Here is a 13,212-nt window from a genome sequence, read left to right as displayed (position 1 = left end):
GGGGCGTGCGCGCCGGGCCGCGCGGGGTCAGCGGCCGCCGAAGCGCTCGCGCAGCTTGGAGAACACGCCGTGGTGGGCCGGGGACAGCTTGCCCGCCGGGCGCACCTCGCCGCGGATCTCCGCCAGGCGGCGCAGCAGCTCCTCCTGCTCGTCGTCGAGGTCGCGCGGGGTGATGACCTCCAGGGTGACCAGCAGGTCGCCGCGGCCGGTCGAGCGCAGGTGCTCGACGCCCTTCTGCTTCAGGGTGACGACCTCGCCGCCCTGCGCGCCGGGGCGCACCTCGACCTCCTCCTCGCCGTCGAGGGTCTCCAGCGGGATCGACGCCCCCAGCGCGGCGGCCGTCATGGGCACCTCCAGGGTGCACAGCAGGTCGTCGCCGCGGCGGGTGAAGACCGGGTGGGGACGTTCGTGGATCTCCACGTAGAGGTCGCCGGGCGGGCCGCCGGCGGTGCCGACCTCGCCCTGGGCGGCGAGCTGGATGCGGGTGCCGGTGTCCACGCCGGCGGGGATGCGGATGGTCAGCGGCCGGCGCGCGCGCACCCGCCCCTCGCCGGAGCACTCCAGGCACGGGCTGGGCAGCACGGTGCCGAAGCCGTGGCACGTCGGGCACGGCTGGCTGGTCATGACCTGCCCCAGCAGCGAGCGCACCACGCGCTGCACCGAGCCCTGACCCCCGCAGATGTCGCAGGTGGCCGGCTGGGTGCCCGGCTGGCAGCAGGTGCCCTTGCACGTGGGGCACAGCACGGCCGTGTCGACCTGGATCTGCCGCTCGCCGCCGAAGGCGGCCTCGGCGAGGTCCACGTCGACGCGGATGAGGGCGTCCTGGCCGCGCTGGGTGCGGCTGACCGGCCCGCGGCCGCCGCCGGCACCGCTCTGGCCGAAGAAGGCGTCCATGATGTCGGAGAAGCCGAAGCCCTGGCCGAAGCCGCCCCCGGGCCCGCCGGGCGCACCGCCGCGGTCGTACTGCGCGCGCTTGTCCGGGTTGGACAGCGTCTCGTAGGCCTGGGAGACCTCCTTGAACCTGTCCCCCGCGTCCGGGTCGGAGGTGACGTCGGGGTGGAGCTTGCGCGCCAGCTTGCGGTAGGCGCGCTTGATCTCCTCCGCCGAGGCGTCCCTGCTGACGCCCAGGACGTCGTAGTAGTCGCTCACGAGGTGCTCAGGTCTCCCGTTCGGTGGTTCGTCCGGTCGGTCACTGGGACAGGATGCGCGACACGTAGCGGGAGACCGCCCGCACCGCCGCCATCGTGGTCGGGTAGTCCATGCGGGTCGGGCCGAGCACGCCCAGGCGCGCCAGCACCTCCCCCTCGCCGTAGCCGCTGGTCACCACGGACGTCTCGGGCAGGCCCAGGTGCAGGTTCTCCGCGCCGATGCGCACGCTGAGGGCACCGCGGTCGGCGCCGCCCTCCTCGGCCATCTCCTGCACCAGCCGCAGCAGCACGACGTGCTCCTCGAGGGCCTCCAGCACGCTGCCCAGGCTCGCGGAGAGGTCGGCGCCGGAGCGCACGAGGTTGGCGGTGCCGGCGATCACCACGCGCTCCTCCAGCCCGGCGGTCAGGCACTCGCCGAGCGCGGCGACGACCTCCGCGGCCACCGCCTCCTGCCCCGGCGCGGTGGCCCGCACCACGCCCGCCAGCTCCTCGCGGGCCTGCTTCAGCCGCTTGCCGGCCACGGCGGCGTTGACGCGGTCGCGCAGCGCGGCCAGCTGCTCGGGAAGCGCGTCGAGGTCGTCGGCGGAGCGCACCTGCACGACGCGCTGCTCCACGCGGCCGGTGTCGGTGATGAGCACCAGCAGCGCGCTGCGCCCGCCGACGGGGACGAGCTCCACGTGCCGCACCGCGGCGCGCGAGAGGGAGGGGTACTGCACGACGGCGGCCTGGCGGGTGATCTGCGCCAGCAGCCGCACCGTGCGGTCCACGACGTCGTCGAGGTCGACGGCGCCGTCGAGGAAGGCCTGGATGGCGCGCCGCTCGGCGGGCGACATGGGCTTGAGGTTGGCCAGGCGGTCCACGAACAGGCGGTAGCCCTTGTCGGTGGGGATGCGCCCGGCGCTGGTGTGCGGCTGGGCGATGTAGCCCTCCTCCTCCAGCACCGCCATGTCGTTGCGGATCGTGGCCGGCGACACGCCGAGGCGGTGGCGCTCCACCAGCGCCTTGGAGCCCACCGGCTCGTGGGTGGAGACGTAGTCCTCCACGATGGCGCGCAGCACCGCGAGCCTGCGGTCGTCGCTCACACCCACCTCCGTCCCCGCCGTCCCCGGCACTCGCCCTGGCACTCGCCGAACCCGAGTGCCAAGTCTACGCCGAGCGCGCCTCCACCGCGCCGCGCGCACCGGTCGTTAGCGTGCCGCGGGTGAGCCCCAGGCACCCGTCCAGCGACCGCTACGGCACCGACGTGCTGTCCGCGAACCCGCACCCGCAGCGGCCGGCGCACCGCGAGGAGCCCGCCGCGCGCGGCCTCGTCGTGGAGGACGTGGAGACCGGCTGGGTGGGTGCGGTGGTGCGCGTGGAGAAGAGCGGCGGCGTGCACGTGGTCGTCCTGGAGGACGCCAGGGGCCGCACCCGCACCTTCCCGCTGGGCCCCGGCTTCTGGGTGGACGGGCAGCCGGTGCGGCTCGTGCCCCCGCGCGCCGCGCCCGCGCCCACCGGGCCCGCGCGCACCGCCAGCGGCTCGATCGCGGTGACCGGGGCGGCCGCCCGCACCGCGCGCGCCTCCCGCATCCTCGTCGAGGGCCGCCACGACGCGGAGCTGGTGGAGAAGGTGTGGGGCGACGACCTGCGCGTCGAGGGCGTCGTCGTGGAGATGCTCGACGGCGTCGACGACCTCGACGCCGCGGTGCGCTCCTTCTCCCCCGGCCCCGGCCGCCGCATCGGCGTGCTCGTGGACCACCTCGTGGCCGGCTCGAAGGAGTCGCGCATCGTCGCCGCGGTCTCGAGGAGCCCGCACGTGCTGGTCGTGGGCCACCCGTTCATCGACGTGTGGCAGGCCGTGCGCCCCGAGCGCCTGGGGTGGCGGGAGTGGCCGAGCGTCCCGCGCGGCACCTCCTGGAAGCACGGGATCCTCGCCGAGCTGGGCTGGCCGCACGCCACGCAGGCCGACGTCGCGCACGGCTGGAAGCGGATCCTGGGCACCGTGCGCAGCTACGCCGACCTGGAGCCGGCGCTGCTGGGCCGGGTGGAGGAGCTGGTGGACTTCGTCACCGCGGACGCGGCGGACCACTGAGGCGCGCGCCTCCTCCCCTCGTCGCACCCGGGACCACCCCGCGGGAGGACGACACCCGGCCCGCCCGCGCAGGAGGATCGACGCGAACCCGAACCCCCGCGAGGCACCAGGAGACCACCGTGAGCGACCCGCACCAGCCGTCCCGCCCGGACTTCACGAAGGACCCGCACGCCCCCGGCGCCGGCGAGCAGCAGCAGGCGTGGCAGCCCGGCTGGCGCCCGGACTGGCAGCCGGAGCAGGAGGCGGCGCAGCAGCACGGTCAGCAGTGGCCGCACCCGCAGGGTCCCGGCCAGCCGCCGCAGTGGCAGAAGCCGCCGCTGTCCGTGCAGGACGAGCGCACCTGGAGCGTGCTCGCCCACGTGGGCACCCTGCTCGTCTGGATCAGCCTGCCGGTGATCGCGCCCCTGGTGCTGTTCCTCGTCTTCAAGGACCGCAGCCGCTTCGTGCGCGAGCACGCCGCCGAGGCGCTCAACGCGAGCATCTCGCTGTTCATCTACGAAGCGGTGCTCGGGCTGGTGATCGGCGTCCTGGTGACCGTGACCTTCGGGCTGGCCTTCCCGCTGCTGATCGTCCCGGTCGCGGTGCTCGTCGCGGCCACGGTCTTCGGGATCCTGGCGGCCGTCGCGGCGAACTCCGGCCGCGCCTACCGCTACCCGCTGATCCTGCGCCTGGTGCGCTGACCCGTCAGGCCGCCAGGGCCCGCACCGCCGCCACCCGGTCGGCGAGCGCGGGCGCCTGCGGCACCAGGGCCACGGTGGTGACGCCGGCGCGCGCGTAGTCGTCCAGGCGCGCGCGCAGGCTCGCCGCGGGCCCCACGAGGCAGGTGGCCTCCAGGAAACCGGCCGGCACCGCGGCGGCGGCCGCGCGGTGGTCGCCGGCGAGGAACCGCTCCTGCACCTCGTCCACGGCGTCGGAGAACCCCAGCCGCCGGGCGAGGGAGGCGTAGAAGTTCTGCGAGCGCGAGCCCATCCCGCCCAGGTACAGGGCGACGTGCCGGCGCACGGGCGCCTCGGCCGCCAGCCGCTCATCGCCGGTGGCGTCGGTGACGAGCACCGGCACCGAGGCGCACACGTCGAACTCCCGCACCGGCGGCTCGGTGCGCCGCGCCCGGCCGGCGGCCAGTTGCGCGAACTGCTCCGCGGACGCCTCCGGCGCCAGGAACACCGGCAGCCACCCGTCGGCGATCTCCCCGGCGAGCTCGACGTTGCGGGGCCCGACGGCGGCCAGGTACACGGGCAGGTCCGGCCGGGGCTCGGGCAGCATCAGCCGCAGCGGCACCCCCGGACCGTCCGGCAGCGGCAGCCGCACGTGCTCGCCCTCGTGGCGCACCGGCCGGCGCGCGAGCACCTGGCGGACGACCGCGACGTGCTCGCGGGTGCGCGCCAGCGGGGCGGTGAACCGCTGCCCGTACCAGCCCTCGGAGACCTGCGGGCCGGACACGCCCAGCCCGAGGCGGAAGCGCCCGCCGGTCAGCACGTCGAGGGTGGCGGCGGCCATCGCGGTCGCGGCCGGTGCGCGCGCCGGCACCTGCAGCACCGCCGAGCCCAGGCCGATGCGCGTCGTCTGCGCGGCCAGCCAGCCCAGGACGCTGACGGCGTCGGAGCCGTACGCCTCGGCGACCCAGGCGCTCTCGCAGCCGGCGTCCTCCGCGGCGCGCACCAGCGCCAGGGCGTCCGCGGCCGCCGCGGCCGCGTCGCCGCCCGTCAGGTAGCCGAGGTTCACTCCCAGGCGCACACCGCGAACCTAGCCGAGCACGGGCGGCTCAGCCCAGCAGGGCGCGCACCACCGCGTCGGCCAGCAACCGCCCCCGCCGGGTGAGCGCGAACCGCCCGCCGCCGAGGGCCTCGAGCAGCCCGTCGGCCACCAGTCCCGGCACCGCCGCCACCGCGCCCGCCCCCCACCACGCCGGGTCGAAGCCCTCCGCCAGCCGCGAGCGCAGCAGCACGTCCTCGGTGCGCCGGTCGTCGCCGGAGAGCACCTCTCGGGCGTGGGCGGGGCTCTCACCGCGCCCCAGGCGGCCGGCGTAGGCGGTGGGGTGCTTGACGTTCCACCAGCGCACCCCACCGACGTGGCTGTGCGCTCCGGGCCCGATCCCCCACCAGTCGCCGCCGCGCCAGTACGCCAGGTTGTGCCGGCACGCGAACTCCGGCTTCCTGGCCCAGTTGCTCACCTCGTACCAGGAGAACCCCGCCGCGGTCAGGGCGTCGTCGACGAGCTCGTACTTCTCGGCCTCGTCGTCGTCCTCAGGCGCGGGCACCTCGCCGCGGCGGATGCGGGCGGCCAGCCGGGTGCCCTCCTCGACGATGAGCGCGTACGCCGAGACGTGGTCCGGCTCGCACGCCAGCGCCTCGTCCAGGCTGCGGCGCAGGTCGTCCGCGGACTCCCCCGGCGTGCCGTAGATGAGGTCCAGGCTGACGTCGAGACCGGCCTCGCGCGCCCAGCGCACCGCCTCGGGCACCCGGCGCGGGTCGTGGGTGCGGTCCAGCACCGCCAGCACGTGCGGCACCGCGGACTGCACGCCGAAGGAGACGCGGGTGAACCCGGCCGCCGCCAGGGTCGCCAGCGCCTGCGGGGTCACGGAGTCCGGGTTGGCCTCGGTGGTGACCTCCGCGCCCGCCTCCAGCCCGAAGCGCTCGCGCACCGCGCCGAGCATCGCGGCCAGGTCCGCGGCGGGCAGCAGCGTGGGCGTGCCGCCGCCGAAGAACACCGTGGACGCCGGGCGCGCGGCCGGGCCCAGGACGCGGGCGGCGAGGGCCACCTCGGCGGCGGCGGTGCCGGCGTAGGCGGCCTGCGAGCCGCCGCCGCCCAGCTCGGTGGCGGTGTAGGTGTTGAAGTCGCAGTAGCCGCAGCGCACGGCGCAGAACGGCACGTGCAGGTACACCCCGAAGGTGCGCTCCGCCGCACCCGCGAGGGCGGCGGGCGGCAGGGAACCGTCGGTGGGGACGGCCTCGCCGTCGGGCAGGGAGCTGGGCACCCCTCCAGTGTCACCCCGACGGAGCACCGCCCCGCCCCGCCGGGGTGCGGGGCGGGGCGCGCGGTCCCACGATGTGCCCATGTCCGGCAACGACGTCGAGGAGACCGCCCGCCAGGGGGAGCGCTTCGCCGAGCGCCACGAGACCACCGTGAAGCGGGTCGGCCGCGCGGGCGTCGTCGCCGAGGGGGTCGTGTACCTGCTGGTGGCGTGGCTGGCGCTGCAGGTCGCGTTCGGCACCTCACCGGCCCAGGCCGACACCTCCGGCGCGATGTCCCGCATCGCCGCCCAGCCGTTCGGTCAGGTGCTGCTGGCGCTGCTGACGCTGGGCTTCGCGGCGATGGTCGTCTGGCAGGTCTTCGCCGCGGTGGCCGCCGACGGGATCGGCAAGCGCCTCAAGGCCGTCGTCAAGGGCCTGGTCGCCGCGGCGCTGGGCATGTCCAGCGCACGGTTCCTGTTCGGCGGCGGCTCCTCGTCCGGGCAGCAGCAGCAGACGCTCACCCAGCGGGTGCTGGAGGCCCCGGGCGGTGCCGTGCTCGTCGTGCTGGTCGGCCTGGTCATCGCCGGCGTCGGCGTCGGCCTGGCGGTGCGCGGGCTGATGAAGAAGTTCGAGGACAAGGTGGAGGGCCCCCTGTCGCCGGCCCTGACGGCGCTGGGCGTGGCGGGCTGGGTGGCGCGCGGCATCGCGTTCGGCGTCCTCGGCGTGCTGGTGGTGCTCTCCGCGCGGGGTGACACGGCGAAGTCGCGGGGTCTGGACGCGGCGTTCCACGAGATCGCCTCCCAGCCGTACGGCACGGTGATGCTGGCGGTCGTGGCCCTGGGCCTGGCCGCCTACGCCGTGTTCGAGCTGGTCACCGCGCGGCGCCGGCGTCGCGCCTGACCTCGGTGCCGCGCGGGTAGCGTGCCCGCCGTGACGCAGCCGACGAGCACCCCGTGGGTCCTGCCCGGCGAGGACGAGCCGTGGTCGCTCTCGCTGGTCGCGCGCGTGGAGCGCGAGCCGGCACCGGCGCACACCGACGTGCTCGTCGCCGCCGCCCGGGCCGTGGTGCTGCTGCTGACGGACGAGCGCACCACCGCCCCCGGCGGGGCGTTCCACGACGCCGTGGCCGCCTGGCGCGGGCAGCGCATCCGCAAGATCACCCGCCGGGCGCGCGGGGTGCGGTGGGAGCGCACCGCCGAGCTGGCGCACGTGGAGGCGCGCAGCGGCGACGCCGCGGTGCGCGCCTTCGCCCCGCACCCGCGCGACGACGTCCCGCCGCTGCTGCGGCCCCTGCAGGTCGGTGGGCTGGACCTGACCGATCCCGACGACCGCGCCGCGGCGCCCAGCGCCCCCGGCCTGCTGACGATCCGGCTGCACCCCGGGGTGCGGATGAGCACCGGCAAGGCGGCCGCGCAGGTCGGGCACGCGGCGCAGCTGGCGTGGGAGCTGCTGCCCGCCGCGCTGACCGCGCCGTGGGCGGCGGGAGGCTTCGGCGTCCGGGTGCTGACGGGGGCGCCGGTGCTGGGTGCCGGTGAGCGCGTCGACGTGCGCGACGGCGGCTTCACCGAGGTGCCGCCGGGCACCGTCACGGCCAGCGCCGGCTTCGAGGGCTGACGTCCCGCACCGGCGCGCCGCCCACGCCCCCGCGCCCACCTCGAGGTGCCCCGGCGCGCCGACCCCGGCACCCTGGGGGCGTGGACCACCCCGTCGGACGAGAAGAGACCATCGACGTCGCCGGCCGGCAGCGCACCCTGTGGCGCGCCGGGGACTCCGGCCCCCTCGTGCTGCTCGTGCACGGCATCCCCACCAACCACACCCTGTGGTGGGACGTGGTGCCCCGCCTGCACGAGCACGTGCGCGTGGTGGCCGTGGACATGCTCGGCTACGGCGACTCCACCGCCCCCGCGGGCACGGGGGTGGACATCGCCTCGCAGGCCTCCGCGCTCGTCGACCTGCTCGACGCCCTCGGCGAGGAGCGCGCCGTCGTGGCCGGCCACGACCTCGGCGGCGGCGTCACGCAGATCCTGGCGACGACGAACCCGCAGCGCGTCGCGGGCGCCGTCATCGCCGACGGCGTCTGCTACGACGGCTGGCCGGTGCCCGGTGTCAAGGCCCTGAAGCTGGCGTGGCCGGTCCTGGAGCGCCTGCCGGCGTCCGCGCTGGAGAAGGTGCTGCGCACGGCGCTGCGGCCGCTGTTCGCCCACCAGGACCGCGCCGGCGACGCGGTGGACCGCTTCGTGGCGCCGTGGCTGGAGCCGGGCGGTGGGCAGCGGCTGGCCCGGCACCTGCGCGCGGCGGACTCCGTCTACACGCAGACCGTCGCGCCGTTCCTGCCGCGCCTGTCGATGCCCGTGGAGGTCGTCTGGGGGATGCTCGACAAGCAGATGAAGCCCCGCTACGGCGAGCGCCTGGCGCGCGAGATCCCCGGCGCGCGGTTCACCCCGGTGCCGGACGCGAACCACTTCGTGCCCGTCGACCGCCCCGACGTCCTCGCCGACGCGGTGCTGCGGGTGGTGGAGCGGGCCGGGGTCGCGAGCGGCGAGGCCTGAGCGGGCCGGCGACCCGGCGCGGGGCCCGCCGGCCCCGCGCCGGCCCGACTGCGGGCGGAACTACTTCTTCGCCTTCTCCTTGGCCTTGTCGCCGGCGGCGTCGGAGGACAGCGCGGCGATGAACGCCTCCTGGGGGACCTCGACGCGCCCCACCATCTTCATGCGCTTCTTGCCCTCCTTCTGCTTCTCCAGCAGCTTGCGCTTGCGGGTGATGTCACCGCCGTAGCACTTGGCCAGGACGTCCTTGCGGATGGCGCGGACGTTCTCGCGGGCGATGATGCGCGCACCCACCGCCGCCTGGATGGGGACCTCGAACTGCTGGCGCGGGATGAGCTCCTTGAGCTTGCCCGCCATCATCACGCCGTACGCGTACGCCTTGTCCTTGTGCACGATCGCGCTGAAGGCGTCGACCTGCTCGCCCTGCAGCAGCACGTCCACCTTCACCAGGTCCGCGACCTGGTCGCCGTCGACGTCGTAGTCCAGGGAGGCGTACCCGCGGGTGCGCGACTTCAGCTGGTCGAAGAAGTCGAAGACGATCTCCGCCAGCGGGAGGCGGTAGCGCATCTCCACGCGGTCCTCGGACAGGTAGTCCATGCCCTGCAGCTCACCGCGGCGCTGCTGGCACAGCTCCATGATGGCGCCGATGTACTCCGCGGGCGCCAGCACCGTGGCGCGCACGACGGGCTCGCGGATCTCGGAGACCTTGCCCTCGGGGAACTCCGAGGGGTTCGTGACGGTGATGACCTTGCGGTCCTCCATCGTCACCTCGTACACCACGCTGGGCGCGGTGGAGATGAGGTCGAGGTTGAACTCCCGCTCCAGCCGCTCGCGCACGATTTCCAGGTGCAGCAGGCCGAGGAACCCGATGCGGAAACCGAACCCCAGCGCCGCGGACGTCTCCGGCTCGTACACCAGGGCGGCGTCGTTGAGCTTGAGCTTGTCCAGCGCCTCGCGCAGCAGCGGGTAGTCCGAGCCGTCGATCGGGTACAGGCCGGAGAACACCATCGGCTTGGGGTCGCGGTAACCGCCGAGCGCCTCGGCGGACGGCTTGGCGGCGTTGGTGACGGTGTCGCCGACCTTGGACTGGCGCACGTCCTTCACACCGGTGATGAGGTAGCCCACCTCGCCGACGCCGAGGCCCTGCGAGGGCGTCGGCTCCGGGGAGGAGACGCCGATCTCCAGCAGCTCGTGGGTGGCCTTCGTCGACATCATGGCGATGCGCTCGCGCGGGGAGAGGTGACCGTCGATCACCCGCACGTAGGTCACGACGCCGCGGTAGGTGTCGTACACCGAGTCGAAGATCATCGCCCGGGCGGGGGCGTCGGGGTCGCCGACCGGTGCGGGGATCTGCTTGACGATCTCGTCGAGCAGCGGCTCGACACCCACGCCCGTCTTGCCGGACACGCGCAGGCAGTCCTCCGGCTGGCAGCCGATCAGGCCCGCCAGCTCCTCGGCGAACTTCTCCGGCTGCGCCGCCGGCAGGTCGATCTTGTTCAGCACCGGGATGATCGTGAGGTCGTTCTCCATGGCGAGGTAGAGGTTCGCCAGGGTCTGCGCCTCGATGCCCTGCGCGGCGTCCACCAGGAGCACCGCCCCCTCGCACGCCGCCAGCGAGCGGGACACCTCGTAGGTGAAGTCCACGTGCCCGGGGGTGTCGATCATGTTCAGCGCGTAGTCGGTGCCGTCGACGCCCCACGGCATGCGCACGGCCTGCGACTTGATGGTGATGCCGCGCTCGCGCTCGATGTCCATGCGGTCCAGGTACTGCGCGCGCATGGCGCGCTCGTCCACGACCCCGGTCAGCTGCAGCATCCGGTCCGCCAGCGTCGACTTGCCGTGGTCGATGTGGGCGATGATGCAGAAGTTGCGCAGCAGCTCCGGCGGCGTGGAGGCGGGAGCCGGGGCGTTCGCGGCCATCGGGGACACGGGCGGGGTGCACCTCTCGTCGGCACGGTCGTGGGCCCCCATCGTCGCACGCGGGGCGTGGGGCTCAGCGCGGTTCGCGCGCGTACAGCCGGGTCAGCGGGGACGCGCTGACGCCGAACGCCACGACGCTGACGGTGATGGCCAGCGTGGCCGCCGCGAAGACCCGCGGGTCGTCGACGCCCCGGTGCAGGCTGTGCGCGAGGTAGAACACGGCGCTGACCCCCATCGGGCCGAACCACCCGGCGAAGGCCGCGTCGCGCCCGCGCAGCCGGAGCGGCTTCGCCAGCGCCAGCACCACCGGAGGCCGGCGCACCAGCAGCACGAGCGCGGCGAACGCGATCGCGCCCGGCCCCAGGTCCACCCACCCCGCCCACGGCAGCACCGCGCCCAGCAGCAGGAACAGCGGCAGCACCGCGTAGCGGTTGACGGCCTCGTCGACGGCGTCCTGCGGGCTGCGGTCGCTGTCCGGCACCAGGCGGTTGTACGCCAGACCCGCCACGAACGCGGCCAGCACCCCGTCGCCGCCCAGCACGCGCGCGACGCCGAGGACCGCCACCGCCAGCAGCAGCGTGAAGACCAGCCGCGGCCCGTTCCCGAGGGCGTCCCGGCCCGAGGCCAGGCGGATCCCCTTCCCGGCCAGCCAGCCGAGCACCAGCCCCACGGCCACCCCGACCAGGACCTCCTGCAGCAGGCTCGCCACCGCCCCGCCGAGCGTCTCCTGCGGCAGCACCGCCGCCAGCGCGAGCGCCACCAGCGGCAGCGCGAGACCGTCGTTGGCGCCGCTCTCCAGCGTCAGCAGCTGCCGCAGCCGGGCGGGCAGGGCCTTCTCCGCCAGGTCCCCGGAGACCACGGAGGCCGCCAGCACCGGGTCGGTCGGGCACAGCACCGCTCCCACCAGGAACGCCGCCGCCACCGGCAGACCCACCAGCAGCGCCGACGCACCGGCCAGCACGGCCATCAGGGGCATCACCACGACGAGCAGCAGCAGCACCGGGCGCACCAGCGGGCGCAGCTCGCCGGCGGGGAAGCGCAGCGCCGCCGCCGTCACCGACCACGCCAGCAGCAGGCGCGAGCCCTCCAGCAGCAGCAGGTCGCGGTGGTGGTCGGACACCTCCACCACGCCGAGCAGGTGGGGGCCGAGCGCGATCCCGATCAGCAGGGCCACCAGCGGCTCGCTGAGCGGCCAGCGGCGCACGCGACGGCTGGCCAGGGCGAGCACGACGCCGGCCACGCCGAGGACGGCGTAGGTGTCGTGGAGGTGGTGCACGGGGTCTCCCGGTCGGTGCGTCGGTGGTCCGTCTCGACGGCGTCGGACGATGCCGCACGGGCGGGCGGCCCGCGAGTCCAGCCGGGTCCCGGGCTGTGCCCCGGCACGCTCAGCCGGCGGTGCTCACGCGGGCGAGGGCGCGCTGCGCCAGCCGGGTCAGCAGCCCCGCCCGCGCCTGCTCGGGCCAGGCCGGTGCCACCGCCCCGGCGCCGGCGAGGGCGCTCAGCACCGCGGTGCGCACCCGCTCCGCGTCCACGTCCACCGCCGCGAGCAGCCGGTGCGCCCGGGTGCCCGGTTCCAGCACCGCCAGCCACAGCACCGCCGAGGTGACCTTGCGCTCACGGGGCAGCGCGCCGGACTTGCGCAGCTGGCTCAGCTTCACCGACGCCGAGTTCAGCGCCTGCTGCCACTCGGGGGTGTGCCGGTTGCGCGGCGTCGGGCGGGGACGGGAGGACTCCTCCCCGGGTGCCGGCGCGAGCAGCTGCTCCGCGTCGACGCCGAGCCGCCGCAGGTGCACGGCGTCGTCGGCGCCGCGCTCGACCGCGGAGCGCACCACCCGCGCGTCCAGCTCGGGCTCGGTGCGCTGCACCTGCTCGGTCAGCGGCCCGGCCGCGGCCAGCAGGCCCAGCAGCACGTGCTCGGAGCCGTACGCGTCGGCGCCCAGCCGCGTGGCCTGCTCCTGGCTGGCGGCCATGACCGCCCCGAAGGAGTCGTCGTACACCAGCACCCGCGTCACCTCTCGTCGTCCCGTCCCGCACCCGAGCCGGCGTCCCGACCGGTGTCCCAGCGCCCCGGCCCGCGCGTGCGGCCGTGCTTCTTGTGGACCGTCTGGCGCGTCACCTGCAGCTCGACGGCGATCTCCGCCCACGACATCCCCTCCTCGCGCGCCCGGGCCACGTGCAGCGCCTCCATGCGCTCGGCCAGCCGGCGCAGCGCCAGCGCGGTGCGCAGCCCCTCGCGGGCATCGGCGGCACCGGCTGCGGTCTCCACCCGCTCCAGGTCCACGGTGTCAGCTTGGGCTGACGAGAGGGCTGCTGTCAACCACGTCTGACAGCACGCGCGCACCGCCCCCGTCGATCACCCGGCGCGGCGATCGACGGGCCGGGGAGGAACGGCGACCGGACCACCGCACCGGGGCGGCCCGGACGCACCCCCGGGCCGCCCCGCCCGCGGGCCCGGACTCCAGCGGCGCGACGCGCCGTCCGGGCGCGCGCCCCTCCCCTGCTACCCTGGATGACGCCTTCGCCTCCTCGTGCGGAGGTCACGGTCGATCACCCTCACCCCCGGTCCCCCACGCCGG

General features: G+C 75.6%; 13 protein-coding genes. 5 read left to right on the top strand and 8 right to left on the bottom strand.

Features of this window, described 5'->3' with window-relative positions:
* Positions 1–27: 27 nt before the first annotated feature.
* Together dnaJ and hrcA are read right to left on the bottom strand one after the other, a co-directional pair.
* Positions 28–1,149: a molecular chaperone DnaJ gene (gene dnaJ / locus V9U69_RS01320; protein ID WP_337059482.1), complete on the bottom strand. Its 1,122-nt coding sequence runs from the start codon at positions 1,147–1,149 to the stop codon at positions 28–30.
* A 40-nt stretch (positions 1,150–1,189) separates the two neighbouring features.
* Positions 1,190–2,230, bottom strand: coding sequence for a heat-inducible transcriptional repressor HrcA (gene hrcA / locus V9U69_RS01315; RefSeq protein ID WP_337059481.1), 1,041 nt, complete (start codon positions 2,228–2,230; stop codon positions 1,190–1,192).
* 119 nt (positions 2,231–2,349) lie between these two features.
* Between hrcA and V9U69_RS01310 the strand changes: the two genes are divergently transcribed.
* Both V9U69_RS01310 and V9U69_RS01305 read left to right on the top strand, forming a co-directional pair.
* Complete coding sequence (locus V9U69_RS01310) at positions 2,350–3,219, top strand: DUF3097 domain-containing protein (RefSeq protein WP_337059480.1); 870 nt, start codon at positions 2,350–2,352, stop codon at positions 3,217–3,219.
* Positions 3,220–3,338: 119 nt separating this feature from the next.
* On the top strand, positions 3,339–3,899 hold the full coding sequence (locus tag V9U69_RS01305) for a DUF4870 domain-containing protein (protein WP_337059479.1): 561 nt from the start codon (positions 3,339–3,341) through the stop codon (positions 3,897–3,899).
* Positions 3,900–3,903: 4 nt separating this feature from the next.
* Here V9U69_RS01305 and V9U69_RS01300 read toward each other — a convergent pair whose 3' ends face one another.
* Entirely contained in the window at positions 3,904–4,953 is a 1,050-nt protein-coding gene (locus V9U69_RS01300; protein WP_337059478.1) for an LLM class F420-dependent oxidoreductase, read from the bottom strand.
* 28 nt (positions 4,954–4,981) lie between these two features.
* Positions 4,982–6,193 carry a radical SAM family heme chaperone HemW gene (gene hemW / locus V9U69_RS01295; RefSeq protein WP_337059477.1) on the bottom strand — a complete coding sequence of 404 codons (1,212 nt, stop codon included), beginning with the start codon at positions 6,191–6,193 and terminating at the stop codon, positions 4,982–4,984.
* A gap of 79 nt (positions 6,194–6,272) precedes the next feature.
* Between hemW and V9U69_RS01290 the strand changes: the two genes are divergently transcribed.
* From V9U69_RS01290 to V9U69_RS01280, 3 genes are all read left to right on the top strand, one after another.
* Positions 6,273–7,070 (top strand): DUF1206 domain-containing protein, encoded by a 798-nt coding sequence (locus V9U69_RS01290; RefSeq protein WP_337059476.1) that lies wholly within the window; start codon positions 6,273–6,275, stop codon positions 7,068–7,070.
* 30 nt (positions 7,071–7,100) lie between these two features.
* Complete coding sequence (locus tag V9U69_RS01285) at positions 7,101–7,784, top strand: hypothetical protein (RefSeq protein ID WP_337059475.1); 684 nt, start codon at positions 7,101–7,103, stop codon at positions 7,782–7,784.
* Between the two features lie 80 nt (positions 7,785–7,864).
* Positions 7,865–8,719 carry an alpha/beta fold hydrolase gene (locus V9U69_RS01280; RefSeq protein WP_337059474.1) on the top strand — a complete coding sequence of 285 codons (855 nt, stop codon included), beginning with the start codon at positions 7,865–7,867 and terminating at the stop codon, positions 8,717–8,719.
* Positions 8,720–8,779: 60 nt separating this feature from the next.
* On the opposite strand, the gene lepA is transcribed toward V9U69_RS01280, so the two are convergent.
* The 4 genes from lepA to V9U69_RS01260 form a co-directional block, all read right to left on the bottom strand.
* A complete protein-coding gene (gene lepA / locus V9U69_RS01275) occupies positions 8,780–10,636 on the bottom strand; it encodes a translation elongation factor 4 (RefSeq protein ID WP_337059645.1) in 1,857 nt (618 codons plus the stop codon).
* Between the two features lie 73 nt (positions 10,637–10,709).
* Complete coding sequence (locus tag V9U69_RS01270) at positions 10,710–11,912, bottom strand: cation:proton antiporter domain-containing protein (RefSeq protein ID WP_337059473.1); 1,203 nt, start codon at positions 11,910–11,912, stop codon at positions 10,710–10,712.
* Between the two features lie 109 nt (positions 11,913–12,021).
* Complete coding sequence (locus V9U69_RS01265; RefSeq protein WP_337059472.1) at positions 12,022–12,639, bottom strand: Clp protease N-terminal domain-containing protein; 618 nt, start codon at positions 12,637–12,639, stop codon at positions 12,022–12,024.
* A gap of 5 nt (positions 12,640–12,644) precedes the next feature.
* Complete coding sequence (locus V9U69_RS01260) at positions 12,645–12,917, bottom strand: helix-turn-helix domain-containing protein (RefSeq protein ID WP_337059471.1); 273 nt, start codon at positions 12,915–12,917, stop codon at positions 12,645–12,647.
* Positions 12,918–13,212 lie beyond the last annotated feature (295 nt).

Source organism: Kineococcus sp. G2 (assembly GCF_037154035.1).
GTDB lineage: Bacteria > Actinomycetota > Actinomycetes > Actinomycetales > Kineococcaceae > Kineococcus.
The sequence above is the reverse complement of the archived record's forward strand: the minus strand, read 5'-3'. Positions and strand labels throughout refer to the sequence as shown.